Genomic DNA, 19,454 nt, shown 5'->3' with positions numbered 1-19,454 from the left:
CCTCGCCCCGAAGCCCCGGCGCTGTTACTCCGCGCTCGCCGGCGCGGCGGCCGCGGCGACCGAAGGCGCCGCGCTGGCGAGCTCCTTCTTCGCCTGCTGCTTGGCCCTGAAGTCGGCGATGGCGCTCTTGATCGCGTCCTCGGCGAGGACCGAGCAATGGATCTTCACGGGGGGCAGGTGGAGCTCCTCGGCGATCATGCTGTTCTTGATCGTCTCGGCCTCGTCGATCGTCTTGCCCTTCAGCCACTCGGTGGCGAGCGACGACGACGCGATGGCGGACCCGCAGCCGAACGTCTTGAACTTCGCGTCCTCGATGACGCCGCCCTCGCCGACCTTGATCTGCAAGCGCATGACGTCGCCGCAGGCCGGAGCGCCGACGAGCCCGGTGCCGACGCGCTCGTCATTCTTGTCGAGCGTGCCGACGTTGTGGGGGTTCTCGTAGTGCTCGATGACCTTATTGCTGTATGCCATGGCTCTCTCCTCGACCGTTTCCTTTCGTCTCGAAACCTTGCTCTGGCGGGCCTGCGCCGTTTGCGCCGCGCTTCAGTGGGCCGCCCACTGAACCGAGTTCAGGTCGATCCCCTCTTTGTGCATCTCGTAGAGCGGCGACATGTCGCGCAGCTTGTTCACCTTCCGGATCACGAGGTCAGCCACGTAGTCGACCTCCTCCTCGGTGGTGAAGCGCCCGAGCCCGAACCGGATGGACGAGTGGGCGAGGTCGTCGCCGATGCCCATCGCGTGGAGGACGTACGAGGGCTCCAGGCTGGCGCTCGTGCACGCCGAGCCGCTGGAGACCGCCACGTCCTTGATCGCCATCATCATGGCTTCGCCCTCGACGAAGCTGAACGACACGTTGAGGTTGCCCGGCAGGCGCCGATCGGGCGAGCCGTTCAGCTGGATGGCGTCGAGCTCCTTCCAGAGCCGGTTCCTGAGCCGCTCGCGCAGCGCAAGGATGCGCGCCGACTCCGCCGCGCCTTCCTCCATGAGGATCTCGGCGGCCTTGGCGAACCCGACGATGCCGGGCACGTTGAGCGTGCCGGACCGCATGCCGAACTCGTGGCCGCCGCCGTCCATTTGCGCGGTGATGCGGACGCGCGGCTTCGACCTGCGCACGTACAGGAAGCCGATGCCCTTCGGACCGTAGATCTTGTGGGCCGTCACCGACGCGAGGTCGACGCCCATCTGCTCGACGTTGAACGGGACCTTCCCGACGCCCTGCACCGCGTCGGTGTGGAAGAGGACGCCCTTCGATTTCGTGAGCTTGCCGATCTCGGCGATGGGCTGGACGGTGCCGACCTCGTTGTTGGCCAGCATGATCGAGACGAGGATCGTCTTGTCGGTCATCGCCTTGGCGACGTCGTCCGGATCGACCATCCCGTACTTGTCGACCTTGAGGTAGGTGACCTCGTAGCCCTGCTTCTCGAGCCGCTTGCAGGTGTCGAGCACGGCCTTGTGCTCGATGACGCTCGTGATGATGTGGTTGCCCTTGTCCTTGTAGAACTCGGCGACCCCCTTGATGGCGATGTTGTCGCTCTCGGTCGCGCCGGAGGTGAAGACGATCTCCTTCGGGTTCGAGGCGCCGATGAACTTGGCGAGCGTCTCGCGGGCGTGGCCGACCGCCTCCTCGGCCGTCCAGCCGAAGACGTGGCTCCGGCTCGCGGCGTTGCCGAATTTGCCGTTGAAATACGGCAGCATGGCGTCGAGGACACGCTGATCGACCGGCGTCGTCGCGTGGTAGTCCATGTAGATCGGAAGCTGGATAGCCATGATGTTCTCGCTCAGCGGTGATTCGATCCATGGCGGCAATGCCCATTGCCGCGGATCCCGGCGACGAGCTCGGGCTCAGCCGTGCTCTTGTCGTGGAGGTTACAGTTCGTGCAGGCGGCGACGAGCTCTGCTGGGTCGCACGTCTCGCAGGTGTCGAGGTAGGCGAGGCTCGCCACGAGCTCGTGCTCGAGGGTCTTGAGGTGCGCGACCTGATCCCGCACCTCTTCGAGCTTCTGCTGGTAAACGTGGCGGATCTGCGCCATCGCACCGGGGGCCGACGGGGACGACTCCCAGGTCGAGACGATCTGCTGGATCTGGCTCAGCGACAGGCCGAGGTCGTGGAGCTTGCCGATCCACCGGACGCGGGTCAGGGCGGCGTGATCGTAGAGCCGGTAGCGCCCCTTGGAGCGGGCGTGCGGCGTGAGAAGCCCCACCTCTTCGTAGTGGTGGATCGCCCGCACCGTCTTCCCGGTGGCCTTGGCGATGTCCCCTACCTGAAGGAGGCGCTCCTCCTCTTCGCCGCCGCCGAGATCTCCCTCCATGTCGTCCGTTCGGGACGTGCTGGACGCAACGGGTCCGGCAATGCTTTGCTCGTGGGCTACGGGAAGGTGGAGCCGGGTGGTCATCGGGCCATCGCGGTCGAAGCCGTGCTCGTTGAAACCATGACCCTTACGTATGCGTGAGGGTTGGGGACCTTGTAGGTCGGAGCGCCAAGACTGTCAACCGGGTCGTACGGCGGCCTGCGTGAAACAGCGGAAGGAGGCGGAATCGGGGACCGCTTGAGATGCAGGAGGGGCAACCGGGCTCAACCTGGGTCGGGTCGCCCGCAACGGGGCTCAACCTGGGTCGGGTCGCCCGCCGGTCCAACGTGGTTCGGGTCGCCCGCACAACCTGGGTCGGGTCGCCCGCAACGGGGCTCAACCTGGGTCGGGTCGCCTGCCGGTCCAACGTGGGTCGGGTCGCCCGATCGCCGCTGCCGCTCGCCCCGTTCACAGAGCGACGCAAGGCGCGGGAGCATCACGTCAGCTTCGCGGCGGCCTGGGGAATGGCGGTCGGCACGCGGACGGCTTTCCGCTTGAGCGCTGGAGCCTCGACGAAGCGCCAGGAGAGCGCCGCGACCACGATCGCGAGCGCTGCTGCGCCGAAGAGGTAGCGCAGCTGGCCGGTGAGCCCGTGGTGAACGAACACGTTCACGATGAGCATGTGATAGATGTAGACGCCGTACGAGATGTCGTTGCCGCGGAGCAGTCGCTCGCTCAGCGTGCGCCTGGAGAAGGCAAACGAGAGCGTCCAGCCGGCGAGCGCGAGGTCTGCGACGAGGGCGGGCGCATAGCCCGCCTCCCGCGCGGGGCGCCCGAACGCCGCGTCGGCCGCGAGCATCAGCCCGATGTACCCGGCCGTCCAGAAGAGCACCCTCCCCTCGAACAGCCGGCGCAGGCGCTCGAAATTCCGGTGCAAGAGGACGCCGAAGAGGAACATGTAGAAATAAGGCAACGGGGAGAAGAGGAGCAGCTTGAGCAAGGGGCGCGGTGCGTGCGCTGCTGAGGCGGAGGCGGCGTGCGCGATCGTGTACGACGCGGCAGCGATGCCGAGGAGCAGGAGGTCGCCCGCGGCGCGCCGCATGCGCCGCAGCGGCACGTAGACGAGCGGCAGGAGCACGTAGAACCCGAGCTCGACGGGGATGGTCCAGAGGCTGCCGTTCAGCACCCCGACGCCGAAGCTCCTGAGCTGGCTTGGATGATAGGACTGCCCGACGCTGAGCTGCGCGACCACCCAGGCGAGGAACGCGGGCGTCGCCACGAAGCCCGTATCGAGCGCTCCGAGCGCCGCAAGCAGCGCGAGCGATACGGCGAAGCTCACCCAGAGCGCTGGATAGATGCGGAGGAACCGGTTGCGCGCATAGGCGTGGAGGCTCGACGACCGCTCGTACGATCTCGAGATCAAGAAGCCGCTGATGACGAAGAAAATGGGGACGCCCGGGAAGAGCTGGCCGACCTTGGACAGCGCTTCGCCGGCGCCTCCGAGCGTGATGCCGAGGTGGTGCTTGGCGTGGAAGTAGACGACCTGGAGGGCGGCCAGCAGCCGTAGAAGGTCGAAGTTGTTGATCGTGTCGCGGTGAGGCGCACTCGGCTCCGCGCGACGGGCGGGGGCGCTTGCCTCCGGGCTGTCCACCATCATGACCTCATCGTGCCGGCGCTCGCGCGGCCGGCCGGCTCTCGTCCTGGTGAGGCGCGCTGCTCACGAGAGCATGCGCGCTGGCACCGAGAGCGGAGCGCCTTGGGACTGCGACGGTCGGTCCTCAGGCTGGGCCAGCGTCGCCTCGGGGACGATCTCCGCGAGGCAGCGGCGGATCTCCCTATCGTCGGCGTTGCGCATCGCGTGGGTCAGCTGCGCGAGCCCGCGCTCCAGCCGCTCGCGCGCCATCGGCTGGATCCGGCCGACGAACACCTTCGGGTGCGGCGTCTCGTCGTACGCCTCGCTGTCGAGCAGCAGCTCCTCCATGAGCTTCTCCCCCTGCCGGAGCCCCGTGAACTCGATCTTGATGTCCTCCGGTCTGGGGCACGATAGCTCGATCATGAGCCGCGCGAGATCGACGATCTTGACCGGCTTGCCCATGTCGAGGACGAAGATCTCTCGCTTCGCGCCGAGCGCTCCCGCCTGGAGGACGAGCTGTGTCGCCTCGGGGATCGTCATGAAGTAGCGCTGCACCTCGGGGTGGGTGACGGTGACGGGGCCGCCGTTCCGGATCTGCTCCCGGAAGAGCGGGACCACGCTGCCGTTGCTGCCGAGCACGTTGCCGAAGCGGACGGCGACATAGCGGGTGCTGCTCGTCTCCGCGCGCGCCTGGATGACCATCTCGGCGACGCGCTTCGTGCAACCCATCACCGACGTGGGGTTGACCGCCTTGTCGGTCGAGATGAGCACGAACGTCTCGGCGCCGAACTCATGCGCGGCGTCGGCGACCGTGAGGGTGCCGAACACGTTGTTCTTGATCGCCGCCGCGCTGTTCACCTCCATCATCAGCACGTGCTTGTGCGCCGCCGCGTGGAACACGACCGCCGGCCGGTGGCGGCGGAAGACCCACGCGACCCGATCACGATCGGTGATGTCGCAGACGATCGGGACGAACGATGCGCCGGGAAAGGCCTGGCGCAGCTCGCGCTCCAGGTAAAAGAGCCCATTTTCATTGTGATCGAGCAAGATCACCTTGCGCGGGCGGAACCGCAGAGCCTGCCGCACGAGCTCGCTCCCGATGCTGCCGGCGGCGCCGGTGACCAGGATGGGGCGCCCCTCGATGAGCCCCTCGACCTGCTTCACGTCGAGCTTCACCGGGTCGCGGCGGAGCAGATCCTCAATGGCGATCTCGCGGACCTGAGAGAAGTTGTTGTCCTGGATATGCTCCGCGACCCCAGGGATCGTCTTCGTCTGCACCTGCAGGCGCCGACAGACGCTCACGATCTCTTTCACCCGCGTGCCGGGCGCGCTCGGGATCGCCAGCACCACCAGCTTGACGTCGAAATCTGCGACAGCCTTTCGCAGCGTGTCCTCGTCCGCGGGGCCGAGCACGCGCACGTGCCGTACGCGCTCCCCCCGCTTCAGCGGGTCATCGTCGACGAAGCCGCAGACGTTCCACTTGCCGTCAGGCATCCGCTGCAAGCTGCGGAGGAGGCTCTCCCCAGCGTCTCCTGCTCCGACGATCAGGATCTGCGTCGCGTGCGTGCTGCGCTTGCCGCGCTTGAGCTCGCGCAGCGTCCTGATACCGAACCGGAGCCCGCCAGCGAGGAAGACCGACAGAAGTAGCTCTCCAGCGTACACCGACCGGGGGAGATGCGCGCGGGGCAGCACGAACTCGACGAGGAGCATGAACGCCGCTGTCCCGAGCGCCGTCGTGCGCAGAAGGCTCCAGAGGTCAGGCAGCCCGGCGTACCGCCACAGACCGTGGAAGAGCCCAAACCCATAGAACATGACGGCCCGGCAGACGAGGAGCGCCGCGAGCGCATAGGGCCAGTTGCTGCGAAACGGCTCGTGGATGCCTGTCAGCACGCCGTCGAAGCGGAGAAGCAAGGCGCCGCCGAACGCGATCGCCCAAAGGACGAGGTGGGTCAGCACGACGACGGTGCGCCGTACCAGGACCAGATGCCAAGTGCTCTTCATCATATGCTACACGGATTCCCATCGCCCCGCTGGACGGTCAGGAGCAGCGGCGACGGCCGCGGAGCGCGATTCTTCTCGAAGACGACCGCTCGCGCAAGGTTTGCTCCGCGTGGTCAGCCCTTGCGCGCTTGCCGCGTGCGCTGCGTGCTGGCTTGACCTAATCTCGCCCCGTGCCATCGGTCGGTCTCCCTTCTTCCACGCCGCTGTCGACCCTGCTTCGCTCGCTTTTCTACCTGCACCCTGTCGGGCTCGCCGCCCGGCCCGTCAGCGCAGTCTCGGGACCCCCAGCCCGTTGGTTGCTGGCTCGGGTCGGAAAATTCAGGGCAGCTCCGCTGAGGCCGTTTCGTCATGTCGCAGCGCCGGCGCTGGTCGCGCACCTCGAGCGAACTGGCGCCGAGGCCCGAGCGAGGCTCGCGCGGTTGCAAGGTGAGCCCGGCCTCGGCGCCTACGAGCGCTGCTATGGACGGGGCTCCTTGTGGGGCGGCACGCCAACGGCAGAAGGCGCTGGGTCGACTCTTGATGCTGAATCGGGAACGGCCCTACTTCCCTTTCCCGCCGCGGTGCGCGCGCGCACGCTGGCTCTCATGGCATGGATGGGCGCCCGCTCGGTGGGTCCGGCGCTCACGCTGGCCGCGCGCGCCGTGGCGCTGCAGATCGAGTGGCGTATGCCGGGCAACCACCTGCTCGAGGACGGCATCGGCCTCGCGTGCGCTGGGGTGGTCGCGGAGGGCCGCGAAGCAGAGATGTGGTACCGCCTCGGAGCGGCCATCGTCGATCGTCAGCTCAAGGCGCAGATGCTCGCCGATGGCGGGCATTTCGAGCGCTCGGCCACGTACCACGGCTGGATCCTCGTCGCGCTCCTGGAGCTCGCAGCGCTGCACGAGGCCGCCGGAAGACCGTTCCCCGACGCGTGGGGGCGCGCGGTCCAGCGGGGGCTCGCGTTCCTCGCGCGAATCACCGCGCCGGACGACAGCTTGCCGCTGTTCAACGACGCGGCGCTCGACGCCTGCCCCGCGCCGAGCGAGATCGCCTCGCTCGGCGCCGCGCTGGGCATGGCGGAGCCGGCGCACCCGGCCCGGGACGGCCTCGACGTGGTTGCGCCGACGGGCTGGGTCGTCGCGCGGCTGGGTGTGGGCGTGGTGATGGCGGACTGCGGCGAGGTCGGAGCCGAGTACGTTGCCGGTCACGCGCACGCCGATTCGCTCACCTTCGAGCTCTGGGCAGGCGGTCAGCGGCTCGTCGTCGACCCCGGAGTGCCCACCTATGGGGCCGGCGCCGAGCGGAGCTGGTCGCGGTCCACGGCGGCTCACAACACGGTTGCGGTCGACGGCGCGGACTCCTCGGAGATGTGGGGCGGGTTCGGCGTCGGGCGGCGGGCACGCGCGGTGATCCTCGACGCCGAGGATCGGGGAGAGGCGCTCTCCTGGGCGGCCCAGCACGACGGCTATGCGCACCTCCCCGGACGGGTGATCCACCGGCGCCGCTGGACGCTGCGGAGAGGGGAGCTCACGATCGAGGACAACGTGCTCGGGGAGGGCGAGCACACGGTGTCGATCGGGCTGCGCTTCGACGCTGCGGCGTTCGCGTCGCTCGCGCCCAGCGTGACGAGCGAGCTAGGGCCCGTGGCGACGCAGAGCTCCTTCTGGTACGCCCGCCACGGCGAGCGCAGGCCGGCTGTCACCGCCACGGCGAGCTGCCGCGCCCGGCTCCCGTTTCGGCACGTCTTCCGCCTGCGCTTCGCCTGAGCGGCGCAGGGCAGAGGCCGGTGCGCGGCCCGCAGCCCGGAGCGGGCTACTTCTTCGCCGTGATCATCAACGTCATGCCGAAGCGGTCGCCCGTGCGCTTGATCAGCTCGCGGGGATACGCCTTCCAGAGCGCGTCGTAAGGCCACTTCGAGTACTTGGCCGAAGGGCGCATGAGGAGCAGATCGCCCGTGCCGAGCAGGGTCTTGACGTCGACGCTCGAGAACATCGCGCAGAGCTCCCGCGCCTCGTCGACCGAGTAGAGCTTCGTCCCCGGGCTCTCCAGATGGTGGTACGCGGCCCAGCGCGGGCTCTTCCAGGGGCGCAGCTTCCCGGCACAGTGCACGCCCCACAGGAGCAGCGCCATCCAGGACTGCGAGTGATAGATCATGATGCGCGCCTCGCCGCCCGGCTTGAGGACGCGGTGCACCTCACGGAACGCGCGCGGCGTATCCGGTGTGACGTGCAGCACACCCCATGAGTACACGATATCGAACGTGGCGTCGGGGAACGGCAGGTTCTCGGCGTCGGACTGGATCACCTTCGCGCTGCGCCCCTCCAGCGAGATCCGCTCGCTCGTGAGGTCCACGCAGGCTTGCGTCAGGTCGACGCCGGTCGCGTCGGCGCCGTTTCGTACCCAGTTGATGAAATCGGTGCCGGCGCCCACGCCGACCTCGAGCACCTTCTTGCCGCGCGCCTCCTCGAACTTGGCAAAGGGCTTGATATACGGCTCGACCTCGTAGCGCTCACGCTCGAGCTGATCGAAGAAACCCCTGCGATCGGCCTTGTCGATGCCACGCGTGCCGCACGGCTCGTTGGTCCAGTGGCTTCGGATCTCGTCTTTGCCGTAAGCCTCGCCCTTCGTCTCGATATTCTCCACGGCGCACCTTTCTCGAGCCTTTTGCCGGGCGCGGCCGTGGCTCGATTCTCCGTCGGCTATTGCCTTGTTCCGTTTGCCTGTCAAGCGCCCGCTCTTGTACCGCCGCTGTCCGAAGAAAGAACCGTGATCAGCCGTGTGACGGACTGCTCCAGGGAGAACCTGGAACGTACCCGTTCCACGCCACGTCGCCCCATCTCGGATGCGATTGTAGGGTTAGCCCTGAGTCGATCCATCGCCTCGACCAGCCGACCGACCGAGCGCGGCGGTACGAGGATGCCTGTCTCACCGTCGAGCACGATCTCCGGGATCGCGCCCACAGGCGTGGAGATGACGGGCAGACCGCACGCCATCGCCTCCACCACGACGTTCGGGAAACCCTCGGCGTGGGTCGGCAGCACGAGGGCGTCGGCGCGGAGGAGCTCCGTGCTGCGCTCGTTTCCAATCACCCAGCCGAGCCACCGGATCGGCGCAGGCAGGGCGCCCTGGGCAGTGAGCTCACGCAGGCGCTCGCCATACTCGCCGTCGCCGACGATGGTCACCTCGAACGGCGGTCCACCTCGCGCCTCGAGCTGGCGCGTCGCCTCGACGAGCTCCGGCAGCCCCTTGTCGGCGTTCGCCCAGCCGAGGAACAGGAAGCGGAAGGGGCGCGCGCTCGAGGCTGGCGTGCGTGCCTCGGCGATGGGCGCCCATGCATCGGTGTCCACCGGATTGGGCCACACGTTGAGCTTGCCGTCGGGGACGCCGAAGCGCGCGTAGACGTCGCGCCAGCGCTCCGACTGCACGAGGAAGCCGTCGAGCGCGCGTCCCGCGGCGCGCACCGCGAGGCGCGCGGCCGCGCTCCCCTCCAGCCACCGCTCGCCGAAGCCTGACCGCGGGCTCAGATACACCCGCGCCCCCCGCTGCTTCGCGAGCAGCAGCAGCGCCGTCTTCTCGTAGAAGCTGACCCCGTGGATGCAGAAGGCCAGCGCCACGTCCGGCGTCCAGCCGTCCATCACGCGCAGCGCGCGCGCCATACGGGCGGCGCCGCTCTGCAGCCGCTCGCGCACGTTGGGGGGCGGGTGGGCGCGCATCGTGGTGTCCACGAAGCGCACCTCGAACAGCTCGGAGAGCCGGCTCGATGCCACGACGCGGGCCGCCGAGAGCGCGCCCCCCGCCTGGCTGAACGCGGCGCTCGGATCGGGCATGATCGCGAGCAGGCGCCGGCGGCTCATCGGCGAGCCCCATCGCGCGAGCGGCGCGCGACCGCGCTGCGCGGCCATGCGCACGCCGCCAGGATCACGCGGAGGGCTCCTCGGACAGCGCCCTGGGCTCCGAGGAGGTGTCCACGTGCTCCGGGGGGATGCCCGCCTCGTTCGAGGCGCGATCGCCGTCGGCGCTCGCCGCGCCGGGCATGGCGAGATCGACCCGCTCCATCTCGCCCGACTCGAGCGAGCGCGCGGCGGCGAGCGTCGCGGCCGTCGCGTCGAGCCAGTGCTCGGCGCGGCGGCGCGCTTCCCCGGGATCGCCGCGCCCAAGGCAGGCGTCGAGGAAGAGATCGACGAGCGCGGCGTGGCCCTTGTCGGCGATCCACCCCCGCTGCTCGCGCTTCTTTCCGCCCTTCGTGACCTCGGCGCGCTTGAAATCGTCGATCACGCCCACCGCCCCGCCGGCGAACACCTCGACGCGCTCCTTCGGGAACGAGCGGTCGCCGCTCGCCGTGTAGAGGATCGTCGCGACGGAGCCGTTCGCGTAGCTGAGCGATACGGCGAGGTTCTCGTCGGGGCGCAGGTGGCTGTCTCCGCGGCAGCTGAGCGCCGCGACGCGCGTCGCCGGCCCGCCGACCAGCGTCGCGGCGAGCGAGACGAAGTGACACCCTTCGCCGATCCACCGGCCGCCCCCCTCGACCGCGTCGTGGACCCACGAGCTCCCCGGCACCGCGCCGGCGTTGACCCGGATCACGGCTTGCCGCACCGGCGGCAGCTGGCTGAACTGCTCCACGAGGAAGCGGGTGTGCGGCGCGTGGTCGCGGTTGTAGCCGACGACGAGGTGGACGTTCGAGGCCGCGAGCGCCTCGCGCAGGGCCTGGAGATCGCGGTGGTTGATCGCGGGCGGCTTCTCCACGTAGACGTGCTTGCCGGCGGCGAGAGCGCGGATCGCGAGCGCCGCATGGCTGTCGTGCCGGGTCGCGATCATCACCGCGTCGATGTCGGGGTCGGCCAGGACGCCGTCGACGTCGGTGCGGGCCGCCTTGGCGCCGGAGGCGCGCGCGAGATCCAGCGCCTGGAGCCCGCCGCGCGTCACGATGGCCGCGAGCTCGACCCGGCTGTGCGCGCGGAGGATCGGCAGCATCGTGGAGCGGACGAAGCCGCCCGCGCCGATGACGGCGACGCGCACGCGCTCCGTCGCCTTGCGCGGCGTGGCGATCGCGCGGAGGGCATTCGGGATGCGGTCGGCGAGGCCGCCCGGGCGATCGCCGGCCTTCTGGACGACACCGGCGCGCTTGTCCTCGCGCTCGGGGTAGGTGAACGTGACGCCGATCACCCGCTCCTCGCCCGGGTTCGTGACGAGCTCGTAGGCGCGCGCGGCTTCGCCGATCGCGAAGGCGTGGGTCCTGAGCGGCGCGATCCGCAGCTTCCCCTGCGCCATCAGCCGGAGCGCCTCCTGCATGTTGCGCTGCTCGGTCCAGCGGACGTGGCCGATGGGGTAGTCGACCCCCATCTCCTCGTACGACGGATCGTACCGGCCAGGGCCGTACGAGGTCGACAGCGAGACCGAGAGCTCCTTCTCGTAGTAGAGCTTGCGCGGGATCTCCATCCCGGTGAGGCCGACGAGCGCGACCCGCGCGCGCGGGCGCGCGATCTCGCCCGCGAGCACGAGGGGATCGTTCGACGGTGTGCTCGCGGCGACGATCACCGCGTCGGCGCCCGCGCCGCCCGTCGCGTCGAGGACGATGCGGGAGACCTCGTCCTCCGACCGGTGCAGCGCGAGCGACGCGCCGAGCTCGCGCGCGAGCGCGATCCGCCACGGGGCGATGTCGACGCCGATCACCTCGCACCCGGCGGCCCGGGCGATCTGGACCGTCATGAGCCCGATGAGGCCGAGGCCGATGACGACCACCGTCTCGCCGAGCGTCGGCGCTGCGACGCGCACGCCGTGGAGGGCGATGGCCGCGATCGTCGTGTAGGCGGCGTCCTCATCGCTCACCGCGCTCGGCACCGCCGCGCAGAGGTTCTTCGGGACGCGCACGATCTCGGCATGAGCGGCGTAGCCCGCGCCGCCGCACGCGACGCGCTCGCCGACGCGCACGTGCGGGATCGACGGGTCCGTCTCCAGGACGCGGCCGACCGAGCTGTAACCGAGCGGCGTCGCCGCATCGAGCCGCGCCTGCACCGCGGAGAACGTCGCGAGGACGCCGTCGCGCGCCACCTTGCCGAGCACCTGGCGCACGAGATCGGGCCGCTCTCGTGCCTTGCCGAGCAGCGACTTGCGCGCGAGCTCGACCATGGTCCGCTCTGTCCCGGGGCTCACGGCGCTCGCGGTGGTCTCGACGAGCACGAAGCCCTGCGGCCGCTGAGGCGCGGGGACGTCCGCGAGCTCGAGCTTACCCGTCTTGAAGTTCTGAATTACGTGCAGCATCGTGTTCAGGTGCCTGGGTTGTCGTGATGTCGCCCGCCGCGCGCGTCGACGCGGACAGGGCGGACCGCCGTGTACCATCATCCAGCACCTCGCGGCACCAGACCTCGAGCGAGAGCAAGGCCCAGACGGTGTACGCGACATCGACCGTGCCGCGGCGGTGCGTGTCGAGGATCGCAGCGACGCCAGCGGGATCGAGCAGGCCGCGGCGCCGCACGGCCTCGGGGGACAGCAGATCGTCGACCATGGGGCGGAGCTCGCGCCCGAGCCATGCGCGTATCGGCGCGCCGAACCCGGTCTTCCGGCGCTTCAGGATGGAGGGGGGCAACATCCCGCGCGCGGCCCTGCGCAGCGCGACCTTCATGGTCGTGCCCGAGACCTTCTGCTCGGGGGGCAGCCCGAGCAGGAACGCGCTGAGATCGTTGTCGAGGAACGGGACCCGCGTCTCCACGGACGCCGCCATGGTCGCCTTGTCGACGTAGAGCAGGTTGTGGCTGGGCAGGTACATCGCGAGGTCGAAGGCGAGGCACGCCTCCAGCGGATCGTCCGGCAGCTCGCCGGCGAACGCCTCGCCGAGCGCGTCCCAGCGCGTCGCGGGGGGCGCCACGCCGAGCTGCTGGAGCAGGTCGTCGCTCGTCCAGGTGGCGAGCGACTCCGGCAGCTCCGCGGTGGAGGCCCGCACCCCCGAGAGCACCTTGCGGATCCTGCGCAGCGCCGGGTACCGCGCCTCGCTCGGCCCCCGCAAAAGGCCCGCGCCGCGCCACGCCGCGCTCGCGATGCCGGCGCGCGCGCGCTCGGGCAGGCCGTAGAACGGGGCGAGCGCGCGCGCCGCGACGTGCCGGCGGTAGCCGCCGGCGAGCTCGTCGGCGCCCATGCCCGACAGGAGGACCTTGGAGACCGGCCTCGCGGCCTCGGCGATCATGTAGGCCGTGAGGATCGCCGGGTCGGCGGCGGGGTCGTCCATGTGCCGGAGCAGGCGCGGCAGGAGCTCTGCGGCGTCGGGCGACAGCGTGTGCACATGGAGGAGCAGCCCGAAGTGCCGCGCCACCTCGCGTGCGTAAGGCGCGTCCTCCTCCACCGGATCGCCGGCCCGATCGACCGAGCGGAACTCGATCGTGTGGCACGGGAGCGACGCGCCGAGCTGGCTCGCGACGGCGGCGATCATCGAGGAGTCGAGCCCGCCGCTCAAGAAGAGCCCGACGGGGACGTCGGCGATGAGCTGGCGGCGCACCGCGGCGCGGAGGAGCTCCTCGACCTCCCGGTCGAGCGCCGCGGCGGAGCGGCGCGGCGCGCCGCCCAGGCGGTGCCGGTGGTACCGCCGGGAGGGCAGCGGCGTGCCGCGCCGCACCTCGAGCAGGTGCCCGGGCGGCAATTGCTCGACCCCGCGCCACATCGTCGCCGGCTGGGGCACGTAAGCAAACCGGAAGTACGACCCCAACATCGAGGGATCGATCTCCGGGGTCACCCAGCCGGCGGCTGCGAGCGACTTTGTCTCCGAGGCGAACGCGAGCCCCTCCGGCGTGCGCGTCAGGTAGAGCGGCTTGATCCCGAAGCGGTCCCGGGCGAGGAGCGCGCTTTGCTTCTTCGCGTCCCAGATGGCGAACGCGAACATCCCGTCGAGATCGCGCACGAAGTCCGGCCCGAACTCCTCATAGAGGTGGACGAGCACCTCGGTGTCGCTCTGCGTGTAGTACCGGTGTCCTCGCTGCTCGGTGCGCCGCCGGAGCTCCCGGTAGTTGTAGAGCTCTCCGTTGTAGAGAATCCCTATCTCGCCCGTCTCGTTGAAGACCGGCTGTTCGCCTCCGGCGAGATCGATGATGGCGAGCCGCCGCATGCCGCCGGCGAAGCCTGGAACAACGAGGGAGCCCGCACCGTCGGGGCCACGGTGCCTGATCGAGGCGAGCGGCGCGGCTGTGATTTCTGGGTTGGCCGTGCGCTCCGGATCAGACCAGATAATGCCCGCGATGCCGCACACTCGCGACCCCTTAGCACGGGGCGTTCGCGGCTGCCCAGAATTTTCTGTCTCGTTTCCGCGTAATTCCGCGCAATAGCACGAGTCGCGCACGAGTCGCGCCCGAGTCGAGGTGCGCGGTGGCGCCGCAGCGGCCTCCGCATCATCCCGGCACTCGAATGCGTCGAGCGCGCCGTGCGGCCGGGCCGAGCGGCTGCGCCGACCCCTCCCGTGGTTCCGAATCGCTCCGCTTTGGTGTAAGGTGCCCGCGGTCCAGCGCCGGGAGCGCGCTCGCCCGCCGCCCTCGATATCGTGTCTCGGCCAGCGCGGCGCTCTCCTCTGTCCTCGGAGGCTCGCTGTAGGTTGCGCATCCTCTACGTATCTCAGTACTTCCCTCCCGAGATGGGGGCGCCTCAAGCGCGGGTCTCCGAGCTCTCGCGCGCCTGGGCGAAGGCGGGTCACGATGTGCATGTCCTCACCGGAATGCCCAATTATCCGACTGGCATGCTCCCGGAGGCGTACCGGAGGCGCATCCTCGCCCGGGAGACGCTCGATGCCGTCAGCGTGATCCGCACCTGGATCTACGCGACCCCGAACAAGAAGATCTTGCGACGCTCGGTCGCTTATCTCTCCTATGCCGTCTCGGCGGCGCTGTTCGGGCAGTGGTTCGCGCCGAGCCCCGATGTGGTCATCGCCACGAGCCCTCCTATCCTCGTCGCGCTCGCCGGCCTCGTCATCGCGCGGCTGCGCGGCGCTCCGTTCGTGTTCGAGGTGCGCGATCTCTGGCCGGAGTCGATCGTCGCGGTCGGCGCGCTCCCCGCGGACCACCCCGCGGTCGCGGCCATGCGCAGCCTGGAGGAGCTCCTCTATCGCGAGGCGGACCGGATCGTCGTCGTGACGGAGAGCTTCCGCGAGCGGCTCTCGAGCCGAGGCGTCCCGGAGAGCAAGATTCGCGTGGTCACGAACGGCGTCGACCTCGAGCGCTTCACGCCCCCCGCGGAGCGCGCCGCATCCGCCCGGACCCGCGCGGAGCTCGGCCTCGCGCCGGAGCACGTCGTCTGCTCCTACGTCGGGACGCTGGGGATGGCGCACGGGCTCAGCGCCGTGCTCGACGTGGCTGCGCGGTGCCGCGAGACCGATCCCGCGCTCCGCTTCCTCTTCGTGGGCGAGGGGGCAGAGAGGGCCAAGCTCGAGGCGCGGGCGCGGGAGAGCGGGCTCGATAACGTCGTATTTCTGGGCCAGCAGCCGCGAGAGCGGGTGTCGGAGCTCTATGGCATCAGCGACATCTGCCTCGTCCCCCTGCGCAAGAGCGAGCTCTTCACGACCGTCATCCCCTCGAAGATCTTCGAGATCCTGGGGATGGCGAGGCCGATCGTCCTCTCCGTGGACGGGGAGGCGCGGAGCATCGTCGAGCGCTCGGGAGGAGGGCTGTTCGCCCCGCCCGAGGACGTGGACGCGATGTCAGCGGCGATCCGGCGGCTCGCGCGCGATCCCGCGCTCCGAGAAGAAATGGGGAGCGCGGGCCGGCGCTTCGTCGCGCGCGAGTACGATCGCGAGGCGCTGGCGCGCCGTTACCTCGATGCCCTCGCCGAGCTGGTCGCGGCGCGCCCGGAAGCCCGGGAAGCGCTGTCTGCGTAGGATCGTCAAACCATGTCGAGCACAAGCGTCCTAGTCACCGGGGGAACTGGCTTCATCGGCGCCCATGTCGTGAGCGCGCTCCGGCGCCGCGGCGAGCGCGTCACCGTCCTCGGGCGTCGCGCCGCGGCGGTGGTCGCGACGTCGGGCGAAGGGGGGGCCGCGCACGAGCCCCCGGCCTTCCTGAAGGCGGATCTCGGCGCCGGGGCGGTGGATCTCGCCGGCGGGCCGTACCAGGTCGTCTATCACGTCGCCGGCCTCGCCCACGTCGTGCCCAAGACAGACGCCGAGCGGAAGCGGTTCCACGAGGTCAACGTGAACGGCACGGCGCGGCTGCTCGAGGCCCTGGGCCGAAGCTCTCCGCTGCCCGAGGCGTTCGTGCTGGTGAGCACCGTCGCGGTCTACGGCGCGGAGGAGGGCAGCGCGCTGGGCGAGGACACGCCCCGAAGCGCCGCCGACCCCTACGGCGTGAGCCGTCGGGAGGCGGAGGATCTCGTGCTCGCGTGGGGCCAGAAGAGCGGCGTCCGCGTCGCGATCGCGCGCCTGCCGCTCGTCGCCGGCCCGGGCGCGCCCGGCAACCTGGGCGCGATGGTGCGCGCCATGCGCCGCAAGCGCTACCTCGGGGTCGGCGACGGGACGGCGCGGCGGAGCATGGTCATGGCCCGGGACGTGGCCGAGATCCTGCCGAAGATGGCGGAGACCGGCGGGACCTACAATCTGACCGACGGCCACCACCCGACGTTCGCGGAGATCGAGGCGGCGCTCGCCGGCGCGCTGCGCCAGCCGGTGCCGCTCCGGCTCCCCATGTGGCTCGCCGAGCTCGGGGCGGCGGCCGGCTCCACCCTGGAGCAGGTCCTCGGCCGCTCGATCCCGCTGAACCGCCGCACGCTCGGCAAGATGACCTCGTCGCTCACGTTCGACGATCGCCGCGCGCGGGAGGCGCTCGGGTGGAGCCCGTCGCGGGTCGTCGACTGCGCCGCGGAGCTCGTCGCGTGAAGCTGGCCGCCGTCTTCCTCGTCGCGCTCGCGGTCGGCTGGAGCGCCGTCTGCGCGCTCATCCCATTCCTCAAGCGCACGGGCCTCATGGATGTGCCGAACGCGAGGAGCTCCCACGCCTCGCCGACGCCACGGGGCGGCGGCGCCGGCATCCTCGCGGGCATCGCGGCGGCCGCGCTCGCCGCGAAGCTCTTCGGGCTGCCGGTCCCGCGCGCCGAGCTGTTCGTGGCCGTGGCCCTCATGGCCTATGTCGGCTTCCTCGACGACCGCTCCGGCGGGCTCTCGGTGCGGCTCCGGCTGGCGCTCCAGCTCGTCGCGGCCGGCATCGTGAGCCTGCCGGCAGGGGGGCTCAGCCGCCTGCCGCTGCCGCCGCCGCTCGACGTCGAGACGGGCATCTTCGCGATCCCGCTCGCGCTCGTCTGGCTCGTGGGCGTCCTCAACATTTACAACTTCCTCGACGGCATCGACGGCTTCGCCGGCCTGCAGGGCGTGATCGCGGCGCTCGCGCTCGCGCTCCTCGGCGGCGGCGAGGCGCCGCTCGCCGTGATGGGGCTCGCCGCCGCGGGGGCGTGCGCCGGCTTCCTCGCGCACAACTGGCACCCAGCGAAGGTGTTCATGGGCGACGTCGGCTCGGCCGCGCTGGGGCTCCTCTTCGCGGCGCTCCCGTTCGAGCTCGGCCACGAGGCCCGCGGCCGGGCGGTGTTCGCGGTCGCCCTGGCCCTCTGGTTCTTCCTCGCGGACGGCGCGTTCACGATGATCCGGCGCCAGCTGCGCGGCGAGAAGATCTGGGAGGCCCACCGCTCCCACCTGTACCAGCGCCTCGTGCGGACCGGCCTTACCCACGCCGAGGTGGCGCGCACGGTGGGCGTCGCCGCCGCGCTGGTCGCCGGCGCGGCGTACGTCGCGCACCGCAGCGGCTCCGCGCCTCTCGCGTGGGGCGCCCTGCTGCTCGCCGCCGCCCTCTTCGTCCTCTACGCGAAGTGGACGTCGAGCCGCGAGGTGCGGCTCGAAGAGGCCCTGCGCACCGTGCGCGGCGCGGGCATCGAGGAGTGAGCCGCCCGCTCGTCGGCGCGCCTCGGACACGAGGTGCGCGCCGCGAGCGCCCGTCCCCGAGCGCCCCGCCGCCGAGCGCCGCCTGCTCCGCGCCTATCCGTCGCGCGCCGCCGTCTCGCCCACGCGCGCCGCGGCGCGCGCGCTCGACGCGGGCCTCCGCTGCAGCGGGCGCAGGGCTGCGAGAAGGCCGGAGAGCTGCCGGATGACCGCGGCGAGCAGGACGGTCGCGAGCGCCGCGAGGGCGAACGACAGCGCGATCTTGAGCATCGCCGTGAACTCGCCCCGGAACTGGTTGTAGGTGAACGAGGCGACGCACGCGGCGGTGGTCCGGACGAGCAGCGTGCATCGGCGCTCGTTTGCCATCGTGAGCGGCAGCATGAAGAAGAGCGCGCTCATGAACCCGATCTCGATGAAGGTGCCCAGCACCCCGATGTTCAAGAACCCCTCGGCGGCGGCGCTCATCGCGAACCCGCCGCCTTTGCGTGCATAGCTGGGATCCATCCACCACACATAGCGCTGCGCCAGCCCGAGCGGCCGTTCGCTCCAGAGCGGCTTGGGCACCATGATGAGGAACGCGTTCACCCACGACTCGCCGGGATAGGTGACGATCGGAGGCCGCTCGTTCACGATATCGACGAGGTTGCTGTAGATGACCTCGAGCTCCCCGATCTTGAGCGGGTTGTCCAGGTTCTCGAAGCGCGCCGCCGCCGCCGAAATCTGCGAGTCGAGCCCGCCGCCCTGCTGGAAGCGGGCGCCCTCGATGGCGATGCCGTAAGCGACGACGCCGACCATCCCGAGGGCCAGCCACAGCCGGCGGATCTGGATCCCGTAGGTGTGCAGGGCGAGCGCGACGGAGAGGATGGCCCACACGAGAGGGCCTCGCCGCCCGATGATGGTGTTGACGAGGAAGCTCACGAGGAAGAACCACCCGGCGAACTGCAGCGCCCGCGGCGCGGGCACCTTGGCCTTGCGGCTCGAGGCGAGGCGGAGAAAGCAGTAGACGATGGCGAGCTGGACCAGGTACCAGCCCGACGTCAGGACGCCTTTGCCGTCCTCCGCGAGGAAGGTGTCCGCATAGGTCAGCGAGAACAACCGCCCCAGGCCGATGGTGTAGATCCAGATCCCCACGAGGCCGAGCCCGATCGCGCCGATGCCGATCGTCGCCCAGTCGATGTACAGCATCGCCCTTGGCCTGTGCATCGGGACGAGCCGCTCGACGTCCGGCGCCTCGCGAACGCGGCTCAGCGCGGTGCAGACGATGGCGCACCCGGCGGCGCCCGCATAAGCCACCTCCAGCGCCACCGTGTCGCGGCTCGGCATCATGAACCCGCGGTACGTGAACAGGCTCAGCACGGGTGAGTAGGCGACGGTGAGAAAGTAGGAGGCAGGGACGAACGTCTCCGGATCCATCGGGTGGAAGCGGGGGCCCCCGGCCCGCGCCAGCGACGGGAGGATGAGCAGAAGCACGAGGCCGATCACCCACCCGCGCCCGTAGCCCAGCGCCCCCTCGAGGACCGGACCGAACGCCGCCAGCGTGGCGACGATCATCGTCGCCATGAGGCGCCCGCGGCGCGCGTGCGCCTTGCTCTGGGCAGGGGCCGCCTCGGTCGAGCGCCGCGCTTCGTTGCGGCGGCGGGGCCTCATCGTGGAGAGCAACGGTGTCC

General features: G+C 70.4%; 14 protein-coding genes. 4 read left to right on the top strand and 10 right to left on the bottom strand.

Going from position 1 to position 19,454, the window contains the following annotated elements:
* Nucleotides 1–24 precede the first annotated feature (24 nt).
* The 5 genes from iscU to WME90_RS38385 form a co-directional block, all read right to left on the bottom strand.
* Nucleotides 25–471, bottom strand: a complete 447-nt coding sequence (gene iscU / locus WME90_RS38405; protein ID WP_437277044.1) for a Fe-S cluster assembly scaffold IscU — start codon at nucleotides 469–471, stop codon at nucleotides 25–27.
* Nucleotides 472–543: 72 nt separating this feature from the next.
* A complete protein-coding gene (locus tag WME90_RS38400) occupies nucleotides 544–1,761 on the bottom strand; it encodes an IscS subfamily cysteine desulfurase (RefSeq protein ID WP_437283716.1) in 1,218 nt (405 codons plus the stop codon).
* Between the two features lie 17 nt (nucleotides 1,762–1,778).
* Nucleotides 1,779–2,309, bottom strand: a complete 531-nt coding sequence (locus WME90_RS38395) for a MerR family transcriptional regulator (protein WP_437277043.1) — start codon at nucleotides 2,307–2,309, stop codon at nucleotides 1,779–1,781.
* Nucleotides 2,310–2,784: 475 nt separating this feature from the next.
* Nucleotides 2,785–3,945 (bottom strand): acyltransferase family protein, encoded by a 1,161-nt coding sequence (locus WME90_RS38390; protein ID WP_437277042.1) that lies wholly within the window; start codon nucleotides 3,943–3,945, stop codon nucleotides 2,785–2,787.
* Between the two features lie 60 nt (nucleotides 3,946–4,005).
* Complete coding sequence (locus WME90_RS38385) at nucleotides 4,006–5,925, bottom strand: polysaccharide biosynthesis protein (protein ID WP_437277041.1); 1,920 nt, start codon at nucleotides 5,923–5,925, stop codon at nucleotides 4,006–4,008.
* A gap of 590 nt (nucleotides 5,926–6,515) precedes the next feature.
* Here WME90_RS38385 and WME90_RS38380 point away from each other — a divergent pair.
* Nucleotides 6,516–7,667, top strand: coding sequence for a heparinase II/III domain-containing protein (locus WME90_RS38380; protein WP_437277040.1), 1,152 nt, complete (start codon nucleotides 6,516–6,518; stop codon nucleotides 7,665–7,667).
* 46 nt (nucleotides 7,668–7,713) lie between these two features.
* Here WME90_RS38380 and WME90_RS38375 read toward each other — a convergent pair whose 3' ends face one another.
* The 4 genes from WME90_RS38375 to asnB all read right to left on the bottom strand — a co-directional run bounded on the left by WME90_RS38375 (nucleotide 7,714) and on the right by asnB (nucleotide 14,578).
* Nucleotides 7,714–8,544 (bottom strand): class I SAM-dependent methyltransferase, encoded by an 831-nt coding sequence (locus WME90_RS38375; RefSeq protein ID WP_437277039.1) that lies wholly within the window; start codon nucleotides 8,542–8,544, stop codon nucleotides 7,714–7,716.
* 80 nt (nucleotides 8,545–8,624) lie between these two features.
* Nucleotides 8,625–9,755 carry a glycosyltransferase family 4 protein gene (locus tag WME90_RS38370; protein WP_437277038.1) on the bottom strand — a complete coding sequence of 377 codons (1,131 nt, stop codon included), beginning with the start codon at nucleotides 9,753–9,755 and terminating at the stop codon, nucleotides 8,625–8,627.
* Nucleotides 9,756–9,819: 64 nt separating this feature from the next.
* Nucleotides 9,820–12,159 carry a bi-domain-containing oxidoreductase gene (locus tag WME90_RS38365; RefSeq protein ID WP_437277037.1) on the bottom strand — a complete coding sequence of 780 codons (2,340 nt, stop codon included), beginning with the start codon at nucleotides 12,157–12,159 and terminating at the stop codon, nucleotides 9,820–9,822.
* On the bottom strand, nucleotides 12,125–14,578 hold the full coding sequence (gene asnB / locus WME90_RS38360) for an asparagine synthase (glutamine-hydrolyzing) (RefSeq protein ID WP_437277036.1): 2,454 nt from the start codon (nucleotides 14,576–14,578) through the stop codon (nucleotides 12,125–12,127). Before asnB ends, WME90_RS38365 begins: the two co-directional genes overlap by 35 nt.
* On the opposite strand from asnB, the gene WME90_RS38355 reads away from it, so the two are divergent.
* Genes WME90_RS38355 through WME90_RS38345 form a run of 3 tightly spaced genes read left to right on the top strand, consistent with a single transcriptional unit; the run spans nucleotide 14,471 to nucleotide 17,790 of the window.
* A complete protein-coding gene (locus tag WME90_RS38355) occupies nucleotides 14,471–15,745 on the top strand; it encodes a glycosyltransferase family 4 protein (protein WP_437277035.1) in 1,275 nt (424 codons plus the stop codon). The two genes, asnB and WME90_RS38355, sit on opposite strands and share 108 nt — an antisense overlap.
* Nucleotides 15,746–15,757: 12 nt before the next feature.
* Complete coding sequence (locus WME90_RS38350) at nucleotides 15,758–16,738, top strand: NAD-dependent epimerase/dehydratase family protein (RefSeq protein ID WP_437277034.1); 981 nt, start codon at nucleotides 15,758–15,760, stop codon at nucleotides 16,736–16,738.
* Nucleotides 16,735–17,790 carry an MraY family glycosyltransferase gene (locus WME90_RS38345; protein WP_437277033.1) on the top strand — a complete coding sequence of 352 codons (1,056 nt, stop codon included), beginning with the start codon at nucleotides 16,735–16,737 and terminating at the stop codon, nucleotides 17,788–17,790. Before WME90_RS38350 ends, WME90_RS38345 begins: the two co-directional genes overlap by 4 nt.
* A gap of 93 nt (nucleotides 17,791–17,883) precedes the next feature.
* On the opposite strand, the gene WME90_RS38340 is transcribed toward WME90_RS38345, so the two are convergent.
* Nucleotides 17,884–19,434 (bottom strand): hypothetical protein, encoded by a 1,551-nt coding sequence (locus tag WME90_RS38340; protein WP_437277032.1) that lies wholly within the window; start codon nucleotides 19,432–19,434, stop codon nucleotides 17,884–17,886.
* Between the last annotated feature and the right edge of the window lie 20 nt (nucleotides 19,435–19,454).

The sequence above is a fragment of the Sorangium sp. So ce375 genome, from assembly GCF_051473855.1.
In the GTDB taxonomy this organism is placed as follows: domain Bacteria; phylum Myxococcota_A; class Polyangia; order Polyangiales; family Polyangiaceae; genus Sorangium.
This window is presented reverse-complemented; position numbering and strand designations above follow the sequence as displayed.